Annotated in this window: 22 protein-coding genes and 1 pseudogene; 12 read left to right on the forward strand and 11 right to left on the reverse strand. The window is 72.3% G+C overall.

Annotation, left to right across the window (positions count from 1 at the left end; translation table 11 throughout):
* From AC2CHG_RS20130 to AC2CHG_RS20145, 4 genes are all read left to right on the forward strand, one after another.
* The coding region (locus AC2CHG_RS20130) for a glycerate kinase (RefSeq protein WP_484525336.1) at positions 1–409 on the forward strand (409 nt) is incomplete at its 5' end.
* 140 nt (positions 410–549) lie between these two features.
* Positions 550–918 (forward strand): iron-sulfur cluster insertion protein ErpA, encoded by a 369-nt coding sequence (erpA, locus tag AC2CHG_RS20135; RefSeq protein ID WP_013287705.1) that lies wholly within the window; start codon positions 550–552, stop codon positions 916–918.
* A 198-nt stretch (positions 919–1,116) separates the two neighbouring features.
* Entirely contained in the window at positions 1,117–2,091 is a 975-nt protein-coding gene (locus tag AC2CHG_RS20140) for a carbohydrate kinase family protein (RefSeq protein WP_484525337.1), read from the forward strand.
* Entirely contained in the window at positions 2,088–2,630 is a 543-nt protein-coding gene (locus tag AC2CHG_RS20145; RefSeq protein ID WP_135241351.1) for a P-loop nucleotide/nucleoside kinase family protein, read from the forward strand. Before AC2CHG_RS20140 ends, AC2CHG_RS20145 begins: the two co-directional genes overlap by 4 nt.
* Here the strand turns inward: AC2CHG_RS20145 and AC2CHG_RS20150 are convergent.
* Entirely contained in the window at positions 2,627–2,851 is a 225-nt protein-coding gene (locus AC2CHG_RS20150) for a sulfurtransferase TusA family protein (protein ID WP_484525338.1), read from the reverse strand. The two genes, AC2CHG_RS20145 and AC2CHG_RS20150, sit on opposite strands and share 4 nt — an antisense overlap.
* The gene (locus tag AC2CHG_RS20155; protein ID WP_402811291.1) at positions 2,848–3,999 is read right to left on the reverse strand and encodes a cysteine desulfurase family protein; all 1,152 of its coding nucleotides are present in this window, start codon (positions 3,997–3,999) and stop codon (positions 2,848–2,850) included. Before AC2CHG_RS20155 ends, AC2CHG_RS20150 begins: the two co-directional genes overlap by 4 nt.
* 171 nt (positions 4,000–4,170) lie before the next feature.
* Here AC2CHG_RS20155 and ctaC point away from each other — a divergent pair, with 171 nt between their 5' ends.
* The gene (ctaC, locus tag AC2CHG_RS20160; protein WP_355512766.1) at positions 4,171–5,142 is read left to right on the forward strand and encodes an aa3-type cytochrome oxidase subunit II; all 972 of its coding nucleotides are present in this window, start codon (positions 4,171–4,173) and stop codon (positions 5,140–5,142) included.
* 10 nt (positions 5,143–5,152) lie between these two features.
* Positions 5,153–5,581: a cytochrome c oxidase subunit 4 gene (locus AC2CHG_RS20165; protein WP_355512764.1), complete on the forward strand. Its 429-nt coding sequence runs from the start codon at positions 5,153–5,155 to the stop codon at positions 5,579–5,581.
* 621 nt (positions 5,582–6,202) lie between these two features.
* On the opposite strand, the gene AC2CHG_RS20170 is transcribed toward AC2CHG_RS20165, so the two are convergent.
* From AC2CHG_RS20170 to AC2CHG_RS20185, 4 genes are all read right to left on the reverse strand, one after another.
* Positions 6,203–6,409, reverse strand: a complete 207-nt coding sequence (locus AC2CHG_RS20170; protein ID WP_151499889.1) for a hypothetical protein — start codon at positions 6,407–6,409, stop codon at positions 6,203–6,205.
* Between the two features lie 162 nt (positions 6,410–6,571).
* Positions 6,572–7,618 (reverse strand): anthranilate phosphoribosyltransferase, encoded by a 1,047-nt coding sequence (gene trpD / locus AC2CHG_RS20175; protein ID WP_484525339.1) that lies wholly within the window; start codon positions 7,616–7,618, stop codon positions 6,572–6,574.
* Between the two features lie 80 nt (positions 7,619–7,698).
* Positions 7,699–8,097 carry a response regulator gene (locus AC2CHG_RS20180; protein WP_194801159.1) on the reverse strand — a complete coding sequence of 133 codons (399 nt, stop codon included), beginning with the start codon at positions 8,095–8,097 and terminating at the stop codon, positions 7,699–7,701.
* A gap of 104 nt (positions 8,098–8,201) precedes the next feature.
* On the reverse strand, positions 8,202–9,155 hold the full coding sequence (locus tag AC2CHG_RS20185) for a cytochrome c oxidase assembly protein (RefSeq protein ID WP_436798924.1): 954 nt from the start codon (positions 9,153–9,155) through the stop codon (positions 8,202–8,204).
* 108 nt (positions 9,156–9,263) lie between these two features.
* Here AC2CHG_RS20185 and ctaE point away from each other — a divergent pair, with 108 nt between their 5' ends.
* The 5 genes from ctaE (at position 9,264) to AC2CHG_RS20210 (ending at position 14,432) form a co-directional block, all read left to right on the forward strand.
* Complete coding sequence (ctaE, locus tag AC2CHG_RS20190; RefSeq protein ID WP_354869940.1) at positions 9,264–9,863, forward strand: aa3-type cytochrome oxidase subunit III; 600 nt, start codon at positions 9,264–9,266, stop codon at positions 9,861–9,863.
* Between the two features lie 72 nt (positions 9,864–9,935).
* Positions 9,936–10,769, forward strand: coding sequence for a cytochrome bc1 complex diheme cytochrome c subunit (gene qcrC / locus AC2CHG_RS20195; RefSeq protein WP_091421029.1), 834 nt, complete (start codon positions 9,936–9,938; stop codon positions 10,767–10,769).
* A 67-nt stretch (positions 10,770–10,836) separates the two neighbouring features.
* A complete protein-coding gene (qcrA, locus tag AC2CHG_RS20200; RefSeq protein WP_194801161.1) occupies positions 10,837–11,925 on the forward strand; it encodes a cytochrome bc1 complex Rieske iron-sulfur subunit in 1,089 nt (362 codons plus the stop codon).
* Positions 11,922–13,553: a cytochrome bc1 complex cytochrome b subunit gene (qcrB, locus tag AC2CHG_RS20205; RefSeq protein ID WP_355512759.1), complete on the forward strand. Its 1,632-nt coding sequence runs from the start codon at positions 11,922–11,924 to the stop codon at positions 13,551–13,553. The genes qcrA and qcrB overlap by 4 nt, the downstream gene beginning before the upstream one ends.
* A 210-nt stretch (positions 13,554–13,763) precedes the next feature.
* Positions 13,764–14,432: a DUF4142 domain-containing protein gene (locus AC2CHG_RS20210; RefSeq protein ID WP_120568762.1), complete on the forward strand. Its 669-nt coding sequence runs from the start codon at positions 13,764–13,766 to the stop codon at positions 14,430–14,432.
* 61 nt (positions 14,433–14,493) lie between these two features.
* Here AC2CHG_RS20210 and AC2CHG_RS20215 read toward each other — a convergent pair whose 3' ends face one another.
* The 5 genes from AC2CHG_RS20215 to AC2CHG_RS20235 all read right to left on the reverse strand — a co-directional run bounded on the left by AC2CHG_RS20215 (position 14,494) and on the right by AC2CHG_RS20235 (position 19,944).
* Positions 14,494–14,781: an Lrp/AsnC family transcriptional regulator gene (locus AC2CHG_RS20215; RefSeq protein ID WP_120327177.1), complete on the reverse strand. Its 288-nt coding sequence runs from the start codon at positions 14,779–14,781 to the stop codon at positions 14,494–14,496.
* 52 nt (positions 14,782–14,833) lie between these two features.
* Positions 14,834–15,709, reverse strand: coding sequence for a nucleotidyltransferase family protein (locus AC2CHG_RS20220; protein ID WP_484525340.1), 876 nt, complete (start codon positions 15,707–15,709; stop codon positions 14,834–14,836).
* Entirely contained in the window at positions 15,706–16,233 is a 528-nt protein-coding gene (locus AC2CHG_RS20225) for an NUDIX hydrolase (RefSeq protein ID WP_194801164.1), read from the reverse strand. The genes AC2CHG_RS20220 and AC2CHG_RS20225 overlap by 4 nt, the downstream gene beginning before the upstream one ends.
* 39 nt (positions 16,234–16,272) lie before the next feature.
* Positions 16,273–18,060, reverse strand: coding sequence for a RelA/SpoT family protein (locus AC2CHG_RS20230; protein ID WP_355512782.1), 1,788 nt, complete (start codon positions 18,058–18,060; stop codon positions 16,273–16,275).
* Between the two features lie 129 nt (positions 18,061–18,189).
* The gene (locus AC2CHG_RS20235; protein ID WP_402811276.1) at positions 18,190–19,944 is read right to left on the reverse strand and encodes a DEDD exonuclease domain-containing protein; all 1,755 of its coding nucleotides are present in this window, start codon (positions 19,942–19,944) and stop codon (positions 18,190–18,192) included.
* Positions 19,945–20,071: 127 nt separating this feature from the next.
* Here AC2CHG_RS20235 and AC2CHG_RS20240 point away from each other — a divergent pair.
* Positions 20,072–20,803 (forward strand): annotated as a pseudogene (locus AC2CHG_RS20240) (NYN domain-containing protein); the annotation flags it as partial.

Below are 20,803 nucleotides of genomic sequence, written 5' to 3' on the forward strand. Positions count from 1 at the left end.
GCCCGGCGGCGGCGCCGCGGGCGGCGTCGGCGCGGCGGTGCTGGCGCTCGGCGGCCGGTGCGAATCGGGCATCGGCCTGGTCACCCGCGCGGTGAGACTGGACGCCGCGCTCGACGCCGCCGACCTGGTGATCACCGGCGAGGGCTCGTTCGACCACCAGTCGCTGCGCGGCAAGGTGGTCGCCGGCGTGGCCGGGGCCGCCCGGGACCGGGGCGTGCCCTGCGTGGTGCTCGCGGGACGGGTGAGCACCGGACGGCGGGAGGCGGCGGCGGCCGGCGTCACCGAGGCTTACAGCCTGGTCGAGCACTTCGGCGGCGAGGAGCACGGGGGAGTGGACGCCGCGATGACCCGCCCGGCCGAAGGGCTGCGCGCGCTCGGCGCCCGCCTCGCCCGGCAGTGGAGCCGCTGACCGGTTCCGCTGGTCACGCCGCCGGGTGGCGGCGCCGGAGGCGGCGTACGATCGAAAGACGGACCACACCGGGAATCACTGGCGGACGTGCGGCGTTGGCCAGGACGTCCGGACCTCATACCGCGCAGGGAGACTTCCACGTGACCACGCCAGCGCAGACCGAGTCGACCGAGGCCAAGGCCCCCAGCACCGTCGTCCTCACCGACGTCGCGGCGCAGAAGGTCAAGGCCCTGATCGAGCAGGAGGGCCGCGACGACCTGCGGCTCCGGGTCGCCGTGCAGCCGGGTGGCTGCTCCGGCCTGCGGTACCAGCTGTTCTTCGACGAGCGCTCCCTCGACGGTGACGTCGTCACCGACTTCGACGGTGTCGAGGTCGTCGTCGACCGGATGAGCGCCCCCTACCTGGCCGGCGCCACCATCGACTTCGCCGACCGGATCGACGCCCAGGGCTTCACCATCGACAACCCGAACGCGGGCAACTCCTGCGCCTGCGGCGACTCCTTCAGCTGAGTCGACGACCGACCGACAGCGGCGGGCCGTCCCCGGTGGGGCGGCCCGCCGCTTCGTCGTACCCCCGGCGCGCGTGACGTACCCCCGGGGTGTGACGCCCGGATGTGCGCTGACCGACCGGTTGGTGACCGACCGCCGTCCGTCCGGTCCGGGGGCCGGTAGGCTGACCGCGCCGTGCTCCCGACCCCGAGGGTTGACATGAAGATCGCCGTGACCGGCTCGATCGCGACCGACCACCTGATGAGCTTCCCCGGCCGCTTCGCCGATCAGCTCATCGCCGACCAGCTCGACAAGGTCTCGCTGTCCTTCCTCGTCGACGAACTGGTGCTCCGGCGTGGCGGCACCGCGGCGAACATCGCCTTCGGCATGGCCCAGCTCGGCCTGCGCCCGGTGCTGCTCGGCGCGGTCGGCGCCGACTTCGCCGACTACCGCTCCTGGCTGGAGCGCCACGGCGTCGACTGCGACTCGGTGCATGTCAGCGAGATCGCGCACACGGCACGCTTCGTCTGCACCACCGACACCGACATGTGCCAGATCGCCTCCTTCTACGCCGGGGCGATGAGCGAGGCCCGCAACATCGAGCTGCACCCGGTGGCGCAGCGCCTCGGCGGTCTCGACCTGGTGCTGGTCAGCGCCAACGACCCGGCCGCGATGATCCGGCACTCCGGCGAGTGCCGGGACCGCGGCTACGCCTTCGTCGCCGACCCGTCGCAGCAGCTCGCCCGGATGGACGGCGCGGACGTGCTCGGCCTGGTCGAGGGCGCCGACTACCTGATGACCAACGAGTACGAGAAGTCGCTGCTGCAGAGCAAGGCCGGCCTCACCGACGAGCAGCTGCTGGACCGGGTCAAGGTGCGGGTCACCACGCTGGGCAAGCAGGGTGTGGAGATCGCCGGCCGGGAGATCGGCACGATCCGGGTGCCGATCGCGCGGGAGATCCAGGCGGTCGACCCGACCGGTGTCGGCGACGGCTTCCGGGCCGGTTTCTTCGCCGCGCTCGACTGGGGCGTCGGGCTGGAGCGCGCGGCCCAGGTCGGCTGCCTGCTGGCCACGCTCGTGCTGGAGAACTTCGGCGGCCAGGAGTACGAGGTCCGCCGCGACCTGTTCGTGAAGCGACTCGCCGAGTCGTACGGTGACGCGGCCGCCGAGGACGTCCGGCCGCACCTGCTGTGACCGGCCCGGCCGGCGGGGTGGACCCGGAGGTCCGCCCCGGCACCGGCGGTCCGGTCCTCGTCGCGTTCGCCGGGCTGCCGGGTGTGGGCAAGACCACCCTGGCCGCCCGGGTCGGCGCCGCTCTGCGCGCCCCGGTCCTGCCGGTCGACCCGGTCGAGCGGGCCCTGCACCGCTACGGCCTCACCGGCGACGTACCCGGCATGGCCGCCTACGGCGCGGTCGCCGGGCTGGCCGAGGTGCAGCTCGGCCTGGGGCTCAGCGTGGTGGTCGACGCGGTGAACCCGGTCGCCAGCGCCCGAGGACTCTGGCACGACGTGGCCGAACGGGCCGGCGTGCCGCTGCGGGTGATCGAGGTGCACTGCGGCGACGAGGAGGAGCACCGCCGCCGCGTCGAGGCCCGCCCGCCCGAGGAGCACGGCACCTGGGAGCAGACGCTGCGCCGCCGGGCCGAGTACGAGCCGCTGATCGGCCCGCGCCTGGTGGTCGACACCGCCGTGGCGGCAGACCCGCTGCCGGGCATCCTCGCGTACCTGCGCTAGCCGCTCACCCGGACGTCGTAGGCGGGGCCGGGGTGCGCGTCGAGGAACTCGTGGCCGCGCATCCGGCACCACGCCGGGATGTCGACGGCCGCCGCCGGGTCGTCGGCCAGCACCCGCACCACCGCGCCGGCCGGCAGGCCGGGCACCAGCCGGGCGAGATTGATCACTGGTAGCGGGCAGCGCTGACCCCGGCAGTCCAGCACCTCGTCCGGATCGCTCACAGGTCCGTCACCCCCGCCTCCGCCCGCAGGTCCGCCACGATCCCGGGCAGCTCGGCCAGGAACCGCTCCACGTCCGCCTCGGTCGTCTCCCGGTGCAGCGACACCCGTACGTTGCCGTGCGACAGCACCCCCATCGCCTCCAGCACGTGTGACGGGCGCACCGTCGACGACGTGCACGACGAGCCGGAGGACACCGCGAACCCGCGCCGGTCCAGCGCGTGCAGCAACGCCTCGCCGTCCACGTACAGGCAGGAGAACGTCACCAGGTGCGGCAACCGGTCCACCGGGTCGCCGACCACCTCCACGTCCGGCACCTCGGCCGCCACCCGTGCCCGGATCCGGTCGACAAGCGGACCCAGCCGGGCCGCCTCGGCCGCCGCGTCGGCCGCCGCCGCGCGCAGGCTCGCCGCCGCCGCCACCACCGCCGGCAGGTTCACCACCCCGGGGGTACGCCCCGACTCCCGCTCGTCGGCCGGGTACGGCGACTCCCACCGGGTGCCCTTGCGCACCACGAGCAGCCCGACGCCGGGCGGCCCGCCCCACTTGTGCGCGCTGGCGCTCAGCACCGACCAGCCCGCCGGCAGCGGCGCCCGGCCGGCCAGCTGCGCCGCGTCCACGTACAGCGGCACGCCCGCCTCGGCGCACGACTCCGCCGCCGCGGGCACCGGCTGCACCGTGCCCACCTCGTGACTGGCTCCGATCAGCGCCGCGAGGGCCACGCCGGGCGCGGCCACCGCCGCCGACCAGGCGTCCAGGTCCAGCCGGCCCGACCGGTCCACGGGTACGGACACCGCCGTGCCGCCGGCCGCCGTGTGCCGCTGGGCGGCGTGCAGCACCGCCGAGTGTTCGATCGCCGAGTGCACAAGCGTCGCCCCGGCCCGCCGCCGCCCGGCCAGGCCACCGAGTACGGCGGCGTGCGCTGCCGTCGTACCGCTGGGGGTGAAGGACAGCTCGTCGGCGCGGACGCCGAGCGTCTGCGCGGCGGCCTCCCGCGCGGCGTCGAGGAGCCGGCGGGCCCGGCGGGCCGCCGAGTAGAGCCGGGCCGGGTCGGCCCAGCCGTCGTCCAGGGCGGCCAGCATCGCCTGCCGCGCGACCGGATGCAGCGGCGCCGCAGTGGCGGCGTCCAGGTAGACCGGGGAGGCGCTCATGGGGTTCCACGCTATCGCCCGGTTACGCCCAAGATCCCCCCGATGGGGGTGGACAGCGACCCCAAGACGGCCTGGCCGGTCATGGTCGAGTAATCTGCGACCGTCGGTGACGCCTTTGCCGTCGGTGTCAAGGAGAACAACCGCCGCGGCGCGCTAGGGAGGCAGGACCAGGTGGTCGCAAGGAGTTCGGAGGTACGGCGCTCGGCCGTACGGCACAGCGCTTCCCCGGGGGCCGGTGGGCGCCGGCGGCGTGGTGCTGGTCGAATCGCCGGGCTCGGTCTCGGCGCGGCGGCGCTGCTGGTCTCGCTCACCGGCTGTGACGTCGGCAAGACGTTCGGCGGGTTCGGCTGGCCGCAGGGCGGCATCACGCCCGAGTCGCACCGCATGTACGACCTGTGGATCGCGTCCTGCATCGCGGCGCTCGCCGTCGGCGTGTTCGTGTGGGGCCTGATCTTCTGGTGCGTGGTCCGCTACCGCAAGCGCGGCAACGAGCTGCCGGTGCAGACCCGCTACAACCTGCCGATGGAGTTCCTCTACACCATCGCGCCGATCCTCGTGGTCTCCGTGCTCTTCTACTACACGGCGGTCGTGCAGACCGACGTGAACAAGGAGTCGAAGAACCCGGACGTCACCGTCGAGGTCGTCGCGTTCAAGTGGAACTGGCAGTTCAACTACCGCGACGGCCAGGGCGCCGAGGCCAACACCGTCGCCTCGGTGCTCGGCACCAGCGAGGTCATCCCGGTGCTGGTGCTGCCCAGCGGCCGCTCGATCCGCTTCGAGGAGACCAGCCGCGACGTCATCCACTCGTTCTGGGTGCCGGAGCTGCTGTTCAAGCGGGACGTCATGCCGGGCAACGTGCGCAACACGTTCGAGGTCTCCAGCATCGACCAGGAGGGCGCGTTCGTCGGCCGCTGCGCCGAGCTGTGCGGCAGCTACCACGCCTTCATGAACTTCGAGCTGCGGGTCGTGTCGCCGGAGAAGTACGACCAGTTCCTGGCGGCGAAGAAGGCCGGCAAGTCGACCCAGGAGGCGCTCGGCGCGATCGGTGAGCCGGAGTACGCCACCGAGACGAAGCCGTTCGACACCCGGCGCGACGTGAACAACTTCAACCCGTCCGACGCGTCGGCCGGCGCGGGAAGCTGAGGGGTTCGGCATGAAGACCGAGTGGAAGATCTTCCTGACCATCGCCACGTTCCTCCTCGGCGCGACGATCCTCTACGGCGCCTGGACGCACGCCGACAGCGGCGGCCACGTCGAGTGGATCGGCACCGTGGCGCTGCTGCTGTCCTTCCTGCTCTGCGCCATGTGCGGCGGCTTCTTCTGGTTCGTCTCCCGCCGTATCGACCTGCGCCCCGAGGACCGGCCGGACGGCGAGATCGCCGACGGCGCCGGTGAGGTCGGCTTCTTCAGCCCGGGTAGCTACTGGCCGTTCGGGCTGGCGCTGGCCGCCGCGATCGCCGGTCTCGGCCTGGTGTTCTGGCAGTTCTGGCTGCTGGGACTGGGCCTGGTGGCGGTCGTCCTCGCCACCTGCGGGCTGCTGTTCGAGTACTACTCGGGCACCCGCCGCACCGCCGAGCACTGACCCGAAGCACCGTCGCAGGCCCGCGCCCCCTCCCGGGGTAGCGGGCCTGCCGCGCGTTCCCCCACCCGCCCCGCCCCCGCTTTCCCCGTCGATCATGAAGTTAGCGGCGTTGGCGGTCCCTTTTGTCCCCGTCAACTTCATGATCACCGCCAGACGCGGTCAGCCTGGCGCTCTCCCGCTCACCTCCGACGCGCACCACCGGCTCACACCAGGACCACAAGAGATCTTGGAAGGAAACGGCCCTCATAGGGGCCGTTTCCTTCCAAGATCTCGCCGCGCGGCTTGGCCCGGTGTTGTCACGGGGGGCGCCGCCGACACTCACGCCCAAGCCCAACGCCCGATGCGCTCCCGGCGCCCGCCCTGCCTCATTGATCCGGGGGAGCACCGCCACCTGCCGGTCACCCGGACGGTGATCAAGGAGTTTGTGTCCGCCTGGAAGACCGCGGGGACACCAACTCCTTGATCACGAGCGGCGGACGGTTGGGCTGTCGGGCGTGGCGGGATGCAAGGGTGGCGGGCGGCGCGGAGGCGTAAGAGGCGCGGACAGTCTCGGCGCGGTGTGCCGGAAGGGTGCAGAAGGGCCGCGGCGCGGAAGGGCGAAGACGCGAAAGGGAGTGGAGGTCAGGCGGCCTGGGGGTGGGAGGGGCGGCGGGCGCGGCGGCCGGACAGGCGGGTCTCGCGGAACGTGAACGTGGCGATCACCACTGCCGCGCCGCAACCGGTGCAGATCAGCTCCGGGCAGTCGGCGCCGTGCCCGTCGCCGCACGGCGGCGCCTCGAACAGCACGACGCCCTCGCAGGTGTCACAGTGCAGCTCGCGGTCAGACACGGGTGGCTCCTCTCGCTCCGGGCACGGGCCGGGGCGGGAAGCCGCCGGCCGGGTGGACCGAAGACGGAAAACGGATAGACCGAAAACGGATAGACCGAAAACGGAAAATAACTCCCGTGTAGTTTGGCACGCGGGTACGACAACACCCGCGTCAGGCCGCCGTCAGGCGGCGCGCGCCACCTCGAGCCAGCGGTCCAGCGCTGCCGCGGCGGCGCCGGAGTCGACCGCCTCGGCGGCCCGGTCCAGGTTGGCCCGCAGCACCTCGTGCAGATCGCCGTCGAGCGGCCCCTGGGTGGCAAGCGCGACGGCGGCGTTGACCAGCACCGCGTCCCGTACCGGCCCGGTCTCGCCGGCGAGCAGGCGCCGGACCACGTCGGCGTTGTAGACCGCGTCCCCGCCGCGCAGGTCGGCCAGGGTGGCCCGGGGCACACCGAGGTCCGTAGCGTCCAGCACGGCCTCCGTGACGGTGCCCTGCTGCGCCACCCAGACCCGGGTGGGTGCGCCGGTGCTGAACTCGTCCAGGCCGTCCTCGCCGCGTACCACGATCGCGGAGTCACCACGGGCCGCGAAGACGGCGGCCATCACCGGGGCCATCCGCTTGTCGAAGCAGCCCACCGCGCCCGCGCAAGGCCGCGCCGGGTTGGTCAGCGGGCCGAGGAAGTTGAACGCGGTGGGTACGCCGATCTCGCGCCGGACCGGGCCGGTGTGGCGCATGCCGGGGTGGAAGCGGGCGGCGAAGCAGAAGCCGATGCCGGCCTCGGTCACGCAGCGGGCCACCTGCTCGGGTGCCAGGTCGAGGGGTACGCCGAGCTGCTCCAACACGTCGGCGGTGCCGCAGGAGGAGGAGGCGGCCCGGTTGCCGTGCTTGACCACGCGCACCCCGGCCCCGGCCACCACCAGCGCCGCCATGGTGGAGATGTTCACCGTGTGGGCGAGGTCGCCGCCGGTGCCGACCACGTCCAGCGCGCTCGCGCGTACGTCCTCGGGCAGGTGCACCGGCACCGCGCGGGTCAGCATGGCCTCGACCAGGCCGCCCAGCTCGGCGGGGGTCTCACCCTTGGTGCGCAGCGCCACGGCGAACCCGGCGATCTGCGCCGGGGTGGCCGAGCCGGCCATGATCTCACCCATCGCCCACGCGGTGTCGGCGGTGGAGAGCTCCTCGCCGCGCAGCAGCGCGTTGAGCAGAAGCGGCCAGGTCCGTTCGCCCATGGCGGGCCTCCCGAGCGGCGTGAGAAAAGCGGTTGGGGCGCGCCACGGCCGCGTCGCCGTGGCGCGCGAAGACCGGAGGGTCAGGCCGCGGCGTGGGTGCGGCGCAGCAGCTCCGCCACGGTGCTGCCGGCGACCACCGGGTCCAGCGGGTGGGTCAGCGTGGCGTCGACCTCGGCGTACGCGGCCAGCCAGCGGTCGGCGGCGCGGGCGAGCACCACGCAGGTGGGCGGCGCGTCGTCCCGGTCGTCCTTGATCTGGCGAGCGATGCCGATGCCGCCGCCCGGGGTCGCCTCGCCGTCGAGCAGGAGCAGGTCGATCTCGTAGTCGTCGACCAGCCGGATGCAGGCGTTGTAGTCGTCGGCCTCGACGAACTCGATCTCGAGCCCGGGCGCCGGCCGGGTGCCCACGGCGAGCCGCATCCGGTCGCGGACCTTCGGGTCGTCGCTGTAGAGCAGGACGGTGCAAAGACGATCGCTCATCGTGACGTGGCTCCCACCTCGTAGCTGCCCGCTGATCGTAGCGGTCGTCACATCCGGGCTGTCGCCCCGCCCGGCGGGCTCGGGGCGTACCCCGGAACGGGCCGTCAGGCGCTCGTCTCCGCGGCGCGCTGGCGGGCCTCCTGGCGGTCCAGCTCGCGGTCGAGCCGCCGGGCCTCGCGCTCGGACTGCTTGACCCACTGGACGACCAGGACGGCGAGCATGGTGACGCTGACGAACTCGCCGCCGGCCCACAGGATGCCGCCCGCGACCACCTGGTCGTTCCAGGGGTCGGACCAGGACAGGTTGAGCGACGGGTACCAGTCGCCGCCGAACAGCGTGGTGCTCTGCATGATGGTCAGGCCGAGGACGGTGTGGAACGGCACCGAGAGCAGCATGAGCAGCGCGCGGCCCGGGTACGGCCAGCGGCCGGGCAGCGGGTCCAGCCCGAGCAGCGGCCAGAAGAAGACGCAGCCGGTGGCGATGAAGTGCGCGTGGACCAGTTCGTGCGCCCACTCGTGGCGCAGGGTGAACTCGTAGAGGTCGGTGAAGTACAGCGCGAACGGGTTCACCACGAAGATGGCGAACGCCACAAGCGGGAAGCTGTAGATCCGGATCACCTTGCTGTGCACGATCGCGAGCAGCCGCTTGCGGGGTCGTGCCGGCAGCGTGCGCAGCGCCAGCGTCATCGGGGCGCCGAGCGCCAGGAAGATCGGCGCGATCATCGACAGCACCATGTGCTGCACCATGTGCACCGAGAGCAGGGCGGTGTCGTACGCGCCGAGGCCGGTGAGCGTGACCAGGGCGATGCCGCCGAGGCCGGGGCCGAGGAACGACACGGTACGGACGACCGGCCAGCGGTCGCCGCGCAGCCGCAGCCGGTGCACCCCGTAGAGGTAGAGGCCGGCGGCCAGGACGATGCCCAGCGTGAGCCAGCTGTCCAGCCGGGTCTCGGTGAACACCCGGGTCACGGTGAACGGCGGCGGGGCGCCCTCGCCTCCCGCCGCCAGCGTCGCCGGAACAGCCGAGGTGACGGCGCGGATCTGATCGACGTGCAGCACGCTTTTCAGGGTAGGTCAGGCGAAGCGGACCACCACGATCGGGCCACGGAAGGGCCGGGTTTGCCACCCCGCTGATCGTCGGTCCCGGTCAGGGGCAATAATGACCGCGTGACTGCGGCCCCAGCCATTGACAAGAGCCGGATCCACTCCCTGACCCGACCCAACATGGTCAGCGTCGGGACGATCGTGTGGCTCTCCAGCGAACTCATGTTCTTCGCGGCGCTGTTCGCGATGTACTTCTCCATCCGCGCGGCGGCGCCGGAGCAGTGGGAGAAGCACACCGAGGTGCTGAACATCCCGTACGCGACCACGTTCACGGTGATCCTGGTGCTCTCCTCGATCACCTGCCAGATCGGCGTGTTCGCGGCCGAGCGCGGTGACGTCCACGCTCTGCGCCGGTGGTTCACGATCACCTTCGTGATGGGTCTGATCTTCGTGCTCGGTCAGTTGAACGAGTACCGGACCCTGGTGCACGAGGGTGTGAAGATCAACGAAGACGGTTACGGGTCGATGTTCTACCTCACCACCGGCTTCCACGGTCTGCACGTGACCGGCGGTCTCATCGCCTTCGTGATCTTCATGATCCGTACCACGATGGGCCGGTTCACCCCCGCCCAGGCGACCTCGGCGATCGTCGTGTCCTACTACTGGCACTTCGTGGACGTCGTGTGGATCGGGCTCTACGTCATGATCTACTGGCTTCAGTGATCTTGGCGCGTCACGAACCGCGCCGCTGCTCCGTCCCCTGAGACAAGGTCCAACCGGTTAAGGACACAGGTCATGACTTCTGACAACGACCGCCGACGCGGTCTGCTCGCGCGGCTGCGCGGGCGGCCCGTAGTGCGCAGCAGGGGCCGCCGCCGGCTGGGTGCCGCGGTCCGGCTGTTCGCCGCGCTGATGCTGGCCGGCGGTGCCTACACCGTCTTCGCCCCCGGCGTGCAGGCGCAGGACAACCCTCCGTTGACCGCCGCAGGCAACGAGGGCAAGGCGCTGTTCGACGTGAGCTGTGTGACCTGTCACGGTCGCAACGCCCAGGGCGTCGAGGGCCGCGGTCCGAGCCTGATCGGCGTCGGAGCGGCCTCGGTGGAGTTCCAGGTCAGCAGCGGTCGCATGCCGATGGCCCGGCAGGAGGCCCAGGCCATGCGCAAGCCGCCGCAGTTCACCGACGAGCAGGTGCGCCAGCTCGGGCAGTACATCCAGGAGCTCGGCGGCGGCCCGGAGGTCCCCAACGGCGACCTGCGTGAGGGCGCCAACCTGTCTACCGGTGGTGAGCTGTTCCGGATCAACTGCTCGCAGTGCCACGCCTTCAGTGGCGGCGGCGGTGCGCTGTCCTCCGGCAAGTACGCGCCGAGCCTGGCGCCGGCTAGCGACCGGCAGATCTACGCCGCGATGCTGAGCGGCCCGCAGAACATGCCGGTGTTCGGCGACAACCAGATCACGCCCGAGGAGAAGGCGGACATCATCGCCTACATCCAGGAGACGCTGAAGCACGACGGCGACCCGGGCGGCTTCAACCTGGGCCGCTACGGCCCGTCGACCGAGGGTCTCGCGATCTTCCTGGTCGGCATCGTCGCGCTGGTCTTCGCGAGCCTGTGGATCGCAGGTAAGTCGTGACCGGACGGATCAATGCTTCCAGTGCTGTGGCGCCGACCCCCGGCGTCACCCGTAGCGAGGTGACGGCATGAGCACCCACACCGAGCACCAGGCCCAGCAGGGCCCGGAGCCGCTCGACGTGAACGACCCCCGGCTCTCCCGGTTCGACATCGTCCAGGAGGGTGCGCGGCGGGACGACATCGAGATCGTCCACTACGAGCCGCAGGTCGTCCCGGGCAGCAAGGCCGAGCGTCGGCTGACCCGTACGGTCGCCCTGATGTTCCTGCTGACCGGCGTCTTCGCGACCGCCTTCCTGGTGGTCTACATCTGGTGGCCGTGGCAGTGGGAGCCGGGTACCGGCGGCGACAAGCTCTACACGCCGCTGCTCGGCCTGACCCTCGGCCTCGCGCTGCTGGGCATCGGTTTCGGCATCCTGACCTGGGGCAAGAAGCTGCTGCCCAAGGAGGTCTCGATCCAGGACCGGCACGACCAGGCCGACGACCCGGAGGGTCGCAAGATCACCGGCGAGACCATGCTCTACCTGGCCGACGAGATGGGCGTCCGTCGCCGGCCGCTGCTGGGCATCTCGCTGCTCGCCGGCCTGGCGCCGGTGGGCGCGGTGGCCGCGGCCCCGCTGATCGGTGGCCTGATCGAGCAGCCGCACAAGAACAACCAGATGTTCACCACCGGCTTCCAGCCGGGTGAGGGCGGCAAGAAGATCCGGCTGATCCGTGAGGACGGCCGCCCGATCCGCCCGGCCGACGTCAGCGTCGGCGGCCAGCTCACCGTGTTCCCGGGCATCGACGGCGGCGTGAGCAACCTGCACGCCGACTCGCCCACCCTGCTCATCCACCTGCGGGAGGACGACGCGCAGAAGTCGCGCGCCGCGAACGAGCGCAAGGGCCACGGCGACTACATGTGGGGCAACTACGTCGCGTTCTCCAAGATCTGCACGCACGCGGGCTGCCCGGCCAGCCTCTACGAGCAGCAGACCAACCGCCTGCTCTGCCCCTGCCACCAGTCGCAGTTCCTCATCACCGACAACGCCAAGCCGATCTTCGGCCCGGCGAACCGGCCGCTGCCGCAGCTGCCGATCGAGGTGGACGAGGAGGGCTTCTTCGTGGCGAAGTCCGACTACACCGAGACCATCGGTCCCGACTTCTGGGAGCGGCCATGAAGCGCCGAAAGTTTGATGCAGCAGCGCTGCCGGCCAAGAGCGCGCGGGCGGTGGACGACCGCTTCCAGGTGGCCACGCCCCTGCGCAAGCTGCTGAACAAGGTCTTCCCCGACCACTGGTCGTTCCTGCTCGGCGAGATCGCGCTGTTCTCGTTCATCGTTCTGCTGCTCACCGGCGTCTTCCTGACGTTCTTCTTCGAGCCGGCGATGACCGAGGTCATCTACAACGGCAGCTACGCGCCGCTGCGGGGCACCCCGATGTCGGCCGCCTACGCCTCCAGCCTGGACATCTCGTTCGATGTCCGGGGTGGTCTGATCATGCGGCAGATGCACCACTGGTCGGCCCTGCTGTTCATGGCCGCCATCGTGGTCCACATGCTGCGGGTCTTCTTCACCGGCGCGTTCCGCAAGCCGCGTGAGACCAACTGGATCATCGGCTCGCTGCTGTTCTGGGTCGGCTTCCTGGCCGGCTTCACCGGCTACTCGCTGCCGGACGACGGCCTGTCCGGCACCGGTCTGCGGATCGCCTCCGCGATCATCCTGTCGATCCCGGTGATCGGTTCCTGGGTCAGCTCGTCGATCTTCGGCGGGGAGTTCCCCGGCACCATCATCATCAGCCGCTTCTTCATCGCCCACGTGCTGCTCGTCCCGGGTCTGCTGGTGGCGCTGATCAGCGTGCACCTCGGCCTGGTGTTCAAGCAGAAGCACACCCAGTGGCCCGGCCCCGGCCGGACCAACTCCAACGTGGTCGGCGAGCGGATGTTCCCGCGCTACGCGCTCAAGCAGGGCGGCTTCTTCATGGTCGTCTTCGGCGTGATCGCGCTGATGGGTGGCCTGTTCCAGATCAACCCGATCTGGCTGTTCGGCCCGTACGAGGCGTGGGTGGTCTCGGCCGCCAGCCAGCCCGACTGGTACGTCATGTTCCTCGACGGCTCGACCCGGCTCATGCCGGGCTGGGAGATCCACATCCCGATCGGCAACGGGTACGTCATCCCACCGTTGTTCTGGCCGACCGTGGTGCTACCCGGAATCCTGGTCGGCCTGTCGACGATGTATCCGTTCCTGGAGGCGCGCCGCCTCAAGGACTACAAGCACCACAACCTGCTCCAGCGGCCCCGGGACGTTCCGGCCCGGACCGCCGTGGGCGCCATGGCGCTCGCCTTCTACATCGTGCTGACCCTCTCCGGCGCCAACGACGTCATCGCGGACAAGTTCCACATCAGCCTGAACGCGATGACCTGGGGCGGCCGGATCGGCCTGCTGATCCTTCCGCCGATCGCGTACTACATCACGTACCGGATCTGCCTGGGTCTGCAGCAGCACGACCGGGAGGTGCTGGCGCACGGCGTGGAGACCGGCATCATCAAGCGGCTGCCCGACGGGCGGTTCGTCGAGGTCCACCAGCCGCTCACCTCGGCCGACGGCCACGACGGTCACCCGCCGGCGCTGGACTACGTCGGCTGGGTGGTGCCGAAGAAGATGAACCGGCTAGGTGCCCTCGGCCCGGCGATCCGGGGCTTCTTCTACCCGATCGAGAAGCCGGCCGAGGCGCCGGTCTCGCCGGGGCACCCGCCGGTCGAGGCCCGGCCGGAGCGGGAGGAGATCGGCAGCGGCGAGAGCCGTCGCTGACCCTCCCCGGTACGACTGACAGTGGCGCCCGCCGGATCATCCGGCGGGCGCCACTGCCGTTTCCGCACCGGTCGTCCCGTTCCCTCCCGCGCACGCCGGGAGGCCGGTGCGCGGACGGCCGTCGCCCCCGACACGGACGGGTGGAATCGCAGGAATAACCCCGGTCAGCCGGGTATCCGTGCGGTCCGACGTCTCATGGGGGAGGAACAAATGTTGGGAATCAAACGCCTGGGCCTGCTGGCCGCGCTGGTGGTCGTGGGGCTGGCGCCCGCCGCCGCGTCGCAGGCTGCGGCGCAGCCGTCGACGCAGGACACGCAATACCTGCAGGCGGTGCACCAGGTCAACCTGTTCGAGATCACCGCCGGTAACCTGGCCCAGCAGAAGGGTCAGAACCAGCAGGTCAAGGACCTGGGCAAGATGTTCGTGACGGACCACACCCAGCTGGACCAGACGGTGCAGTCGACCGCGCAGCAGCTCAACGTGCAGTTGCCGGCCGATCCGACCGCAGACCAGCAGAAGGTCCTGGACAAGCTGAACAACCTCAGCGGGGCCGAGTTCGACAAGGCGTGGGTGACCGCGCAGCTCGCCGGCCACGTCCAGGCGATCCAGGCCACCCAGACCGAGATCTCGCAGGGCTCGGAGCAGTCGGTGGTGCAGATCGCGCAGGACGCGCTGCCGGTCCTCCAGGCGCACTACGACGCGCTGGTGGCCCTGGCCCAGACCCTGGGCGTCCCGGTTCCGCAGACCAGCGCCAGCGGCACGCCCAGCCCGGGCGGCACCACGTCCCCGGGTGGCACCGAGTCGCCGGCTCCGGGCGGCACCGAGACCGAGGAGCCCGCTCCGGGCACCACGGAGACCCCGGTGCCCAGCCAGAGCTGACGTACCGCACGGTCGACGGTGGCCGGTCCGCCCGCGAGGGCAGGCCGGCCACCGGCTCGTGTCAGTCGGCGTTCGCCAGCCCGATCGCGAACGCCTCCTCCAGGTCGTGCTGGGAGTAGGCGCGGAACGCGATGTGCGACTCGGTGTTGAGTACGCCCGGCACCTTCGAGATGCTGCCGGCGATGACCTGGGCGATCTGGTCGAACTCCCGGACCCGCACCATGGCGATCAGGTCGACGTGCCCGGCCACCGAGTAGACCTCGCTGACGCCGGGCAGGTTGGCCAGGGTCTCGGCCACCTCGGGGATGGAGTCGGTGGCGCAGTCGATCAGCACGATCGCGGTGATCACGGGACGGTTCTCCGTTCGTCGGCGACGAGGCCCATGCTAGAGCCCGCGCCCCTCACCGCGCCGCCGGGACGGTCAGGTCGTCCCCGGCCCGGATCACCTCGCGCAGGCGTTCCCCGGCCGCGACTGTCGCCCCCGGCCACACCACCGACCGGTCCACGTCGCCGTGCACCAGCGCCCCGGCGCCGACCACCGAGCCGGTGACCCGGCCGGTCACCGTCGCCACCGGGTCCACCAGCCCGTCCGGTCCGGCCGCGTGCAGGTTGGCGGCCAGGTAGTCGGCCGGGGTGCCGGTGTCGTAGAACGTGCCCCGGTAGGGCACGACGGTGAGCGCCCCGGCGGCCTCCGCCGGCCGCCACACCGCCCGGACCAGGTCGCCGAACGTGGCCGGCAGGTCGCGGACCAGCCGCCACGGCAGCAGCGAGAAACCCACGAACTCGTGGCCGTCGAAGGTTCCGGGGGCGTGCGGGTCGCCGGCGGGCCGGCCGAGCAGGCGTACGCCGTGCCCGTCCCACCCGTCCAGCAGCGCGGCGATGTCGGGGCCGGGCGGGGCCTGCGGATCGGCCAGGTACGCGTCGGCGTTGCCGACCAGCACGCCCCGGCCGTCGATCCAGTCCCGCAGCCGGCCCACGCCCCCGGCGGTGCCCAGCGGAGCGCCCGGCTCGACCGACAGGTGGGCCCGTCCGCCGACCCGCGCGACCACCTGGTCGCCCAGGTAGCAGGCGTTCACCGCGACCCGCTCCGGGCCGGTCAGGCCGAGCCCGGCCAGCCGGTCCAGCGCCCGGTCCAGCAGCGGGACGTTCCCGACCGGGCAGAGCGCCTTCGGTACCCGCTCGGTGAGCGGGCGCAGCCGGGTGCCCTCACCCGCCGCCAGCACCACCGCGCACACCTCGACCCCCGGTGCCGAGGTGCCCGCGTACGGGGTGCTCACGCGGCCGGTGGGTGCTCGCCGGCGCGCGGGCCGATGCCGTAGTACCCGAGCAGGTTGGCGGTGGCGCGGCTGAGCCGGGGCAGGTCGTCGAGCGGGTGGAAGGCGGCCTCGAACACCTCGGCGCCGTCCACCTTCAGCTCGGTGGTCGACGCCGGCACCTCGGCCTCGAAGACGACGTCGACCCAGCCCTTGGCGTGCACCACCGCGTTCGGCACGGCCGGGCGCAGCGCGTCGGGGGACAGGCGGACGCCTGATTCCTCGTACAGCTCGCGGGCGGCGCCCACCACCGGGGCCTCGCCGCGTTGCAGCAGCCCGGCCGGGAGCGTCCAGCTGTAGCCGGGCGGCTGGCGCAGCAGCAGGATCCGGCCCGCGCCGGTGGCCTCCGTGTCCTTGACCAGCGTGACCGCGCCGACGACGTACTTCGGTACGGCCAGCCGGACCAGCCGCCGCCGCAGCGGGACCGGAAGCCGGTAGAAGATCTGGTAGCCGAGGGCCCGTCCGGTGGCACGCGCGCGGGGGATCATGTCGTCCAGGCTAGTGGTCCCGGCGCGGACCGGCTCCGTCTACTGGCGGTGGTCGACCAGATCGATCAACTGTTCGACCACGGTGTCCGGCTCGACGGTGCGGTCGAAGACCGCCACCAGCAGCGTCTCCAGGTCGGGGTAGCCCAGTTCCTCGGACAGCCGTAGCAGCGGCAGGTCGCTGGCCAGGCCCCGGTTGTGCTTGCGCAACGCCAGGCCGATCGAGGCCCGGCCGAGCCGGACCTTGTCGGCGATCGAGATGCCCGGCTCGGTGTGCTCGGCGAACCAGCGGTTGATCTGCATCTGGGCGTGCGGGGACTTCACGAATCCCAGCCACTCCCGGCGGGGGCCGCGCGGGGCCGCGTCCGCCTCGAATCCGCTCTCCGCGTCGTTCTCGGTGAAGATCTCCACCACGTCGCCCTCCTCCAGTTCGGAGGCCAGTGGCGCGAGCCGGCCGTTGATCCGGGCGGCCAGGCAGTGGTCGCCGCGCTCGGTGCCCAGCTCGTACGCGAGGTCGACAGGGGTCGCGCCGGCCGGCAGCACCACCTGCCGCCCGTCGGCCACCACCTGGATCTGCGCCTCGGACAGGTCACAGCGCAGCGACTCCATGAACTGGGTCGGGTCGACCGTCTCCTGCTCCCAGTCGAGCACCCGGCGCAGCCAGGCCAGCTCGTCCGCCCGGTCGGCGCCCCGGCCCGCGGCCCGGGGGAAGCGGTAGTGGGCTGCCACGCCGTACTCCGCGGAGCGGTGCATCTCGGTGGTGCGGATCAGCACCTCGACGGTGCGGTCCTGCGGGCCGCAGACGCTCGTGTGCAGGGACCGGTAGAGGTTGTTCTTCGGGGAGGCGATGAAGTCCTTGAACCGGCCCGGCACCGGCCGCCACAGCCCGTGCACGGCGCCCAGCGCGGCGTAACAGTCGGTCGCCGGACCGTCCACCACGATCGCGATGCGGGGCAGGTCGAACGGGGCGGCGTGGTCGCCGGCGACGGTGTCCTTCCAGATCGAGTAGAGGTGCCGGGGGCGGGGGGAGACGTCGGCGTCGACCCGGTTGCGGCGCAACGCCGCCCGGGTGCGGGCCACCACGTCGGCCAGGTAGGCGTCCCAGCCGGGCCGGTCGTGCACGAACCGGGCGATCCGCGCGTGCTCCTCCGGCCGCAGGTGCAGCAGCACCACGTCGTCCAGCTCTCGTTTGAGGGTCTGGATGCCCAGCCGGTCGCAGAGCGGGACCAGCACCTCCTGGGTCTTGCGGGCGATCCGCTCCCGGGAGGCGGCCGAGCGGACGCCGAGCGTCCGCATGTTGTGCAGCCGGTCGGCCAGCTTGATCACCAGCACCCGGACGTCCTTGCCGGCCGCCACGATCATCTTGCGGACGGTCTCCGCCTCGGCGGCCTTGCCGTAGAACGCCTTGTCGAACTTGGTCACGCCGTCGACCAGGTGGGCGACCTCGCGGCCGAAGTCCTCCTGGAGCGCCTGGAGCGTGTAGCGGGTGTCCTCCACCGTGTCGTGCAGCAGCGCGGCGACCAGGGTGATGGTGTCCATGCCCAGGTCGGCGCAGATCTGCGCCACCGCCAGCGGGTGGGTGATGTACGGCTCGCCGCTCTTGCGGAACTGGCCGCGGTGCATGTTCTCGGCGATCGTGTAGGCCCGGCGCAGCACCGAGGCGTCGGCGCTCGCGTGGATGCCGCGATGGGCGCGGACCAGTGTGGTGACCGGGTCGCCGTCGGCAGTGGGCCAGGTGAGCAGGGAACGCAGGCGGCGGGTGAGCGGTAGTTCGCCCTGGGTCGGGAGCGCGCCACCCAGGGCGGCGCCGTGTCCGGCGTCGACGTCCACCTGGGACACCTCCTCACCCCGGCCCTCGGCCACCGGGGACCGGCGGCCGGGAGCAGAGCCCGCGAATCGGGCAGGTCTGCACTCCTTTAACAGACTAAGGGAGTCGAGGTAGTCCGATCGGTCAGTTGGTCATGAGCGTTCGGTCGAGAGTTTGGGAGATCCGCCGTTCTCCGCCTTCGTCAGCAGGTCGCGGAAACGCCCCGCGCCGGCCACCGGCGAGGCCCATCCGTCTGTCGTCTCGACCAGCCGGGTCTCCGGTCGTTCCAACCAGGACAGGATCCGCTCGGTCTCCTCGGCGGTGGCGGCCGGCACCGGGCCGTGCCCGGGCAGCACCGTCTCGGCGGTGGCCCGGATCGCCGCGATCGTGGGTCGCGGGTGGACACCCGGCGGGGACACCCCGGCCCCGGCGAGCCGGCCGTGCCGCACCAGCGCCAGCTCCCAGCCGCCCCGGGCGGCCGGGCGGGCGGCGGCCAGCTCGGCGATGCCGGTCAACGCGGCCAGCCGCTGCATCCGGACCGCCGCGCGCAGCACCGCCACCAGCCGGCCGCGCACCACCGCCGCCTCCTCGTACCGCCGGGCGGCCGACAGCACCTCGATGCGGGCGAGCAGCGCGTCCACCACCACACCGGGGTCGTCGCTGGTGGCGGTGCGGAACGGCGTCGCCGCTGCGTCGTCGTACTCCTCGGGGGTGATGCGGTGCTCGCAGGGCGCCGGGCAGCGACCCAGCTCGGCCAGCGCGCAGGCCGGCATGGTGGTGCGCCGGGAGAGCCGGTGCGTGCACTGCCGCAGCGGCACCGCGTCGTGGAAGCCGGCGGCGGCCAGCTCCGCCGCCTGCCGGGACCGGAACGGCCCCAGGTAGGCGGTGTCGGTGGGCGCGATGTCGCGCACGATCGACAACCGGGGGTACGCCTCGTCGGTGAGCTTCAGCCACACCTGGCGCTCCGGATACTTCGACCTGCGGTTGTACGGCGGCGCGTGCGCCGCGATCAGCCGCAGCTCGCGGACCTCGGCCTCCAGCGAGTGGGCGCACTCGACCGCCTCCACCCGCTCGGCGGCGGCGAGCATCTCGGAGATCCGGGCCCGCTTCTCCGCGGCGGTGAAGTAGCTGCGGACCCGGGTGGCGATGTCGCCGGACGTGCCGACGTAGAGCGGCCGGTCGTCGGCGGCCCGGAAGATGTAGACGCCCGGCACCTTCGGCAGCCCGTCGGCGAGGTGCCGCTTGCGGCGCTGGGTGGGGGTGACCGCGCGGGCGAACTCGATCGCCTCGCCGACCGTGTCGACCCGGTGCCCGCCGAGGCGGCCGATCAGCCCGTGCAGCACGTCGACGGTGGCCTTGGCGTCGTCGAGCGCCCGGTGGGTGGGCTGGGTCGCGGTGCGGAAGTAGGCGGCGAGCGTGCCCAGCTTGCGGTTGGGCACCTCGTCGCGGGTGAGCACCCGCCGGGCGAGCGCGGCCGTGTCCAGCACGCGGGGGTTGGGCCAGCGGTAGCCGTGCTTCGCGCAGGCCGCCTTGAGGAAGCCCACGTCGTACGGCGCGTTGTGGGCGACGAGCACGGCGTCGCTGACGAACTCCAGGAAGCTCGGCAGCACCTGCTCGATCGGCGGGGCGGGCAGCAGCATGGCCTGGGTGATGCCGGTGAGCACGGTGATGAACGGCGGGATCGGCACGCCCGGGTTGACGAGCGTGGCGAGCACGCCCAGTTCCTCGCCGCCACGCACCTTCACCGCGCCGATCTCGGTGATCCCGCCGCCGTCCGGCGCGCCGCCGGTGGTCTCCAGGTCGACCACCACGAAGGTGGTCGCGTAGAGCGGCAGCGCCGGGTCGACGCCGCTGCCCGCCTGGTCCAGGCCGGCCAGCGACTCCTGGACGTACTCCGCTCGTGTCACCCGCGGGACGCTAGCGGCACGGTCCGACACTCCCGTCACTGCGGCCCCAGGAGATACCACGGGGGTACGATGAGAGATCGGCTCACTCACCGGGCGGTGGGCCCGTTCGGGGTGGGAGACTTGCCTCATGCCCCTCAGCGAGCCGTACGACGACCACTCCTCCGTGGAGGAGCCGGTGGTCGGCGTGCCCGCCGATGAGGACGCGCCACCGGCGATCGAGCCCGAGCCGGTGCTGCCCGAGCCGGTCCGGCAGCGGATCGTCACGCTGACCGCCGCCGTGCTGCCCGGCCTGCCCGCCGACGAGGTGCCGGTGCCGCTGCGGCGGGTCGCCAAGTTCGCCCCCAACCGCCGCGCCCGCCTCGGCGCGCCCGCTATCGCCGCCCAGCTCACCGCCGACCCGCTGTTCCGGCAGCGGATCACCGCCCGGGTGCTCGCCGACGCCGGCGACCTCGGCGCGGCGGTGGTCGACGGCACCGCACCGGCCGCCGCCGACCCGGTCGAGGTGGCCGCCCTTGCCTACCTGGCCCGGCCCCGCGGCTGGCGGGAACTGATCGACGCCAGCGGCGAGGCGGTACGCGCCGAGGCGGACAGCGCGGTCGTGGCCGAGCTGGTCCGCGAGGCCGAACAGCGGGCCGCCCGCGCCGAGCACGACCGGGCGGTGGCCCGGGTCGAGGCGGAGAAGCTGCGCGACGAGCTGGCCCGGGTCCGGGAGGAGCTGGGCCAGCTCCGCGAGGAGGCCCGCCAGCTGACCCGTACCCTGCGGGAGACCCAGGCCCGCGAGCGCAAGGCCACCGAGATGCTCGCCACCGAGCGGGGACGGGCGGCCCGCGCCGCCGCCGACGCGGACGCCGAGCTGCGC

This window comes from Micromonospora sp. ATLC20, from assembly GCF_057196585.1.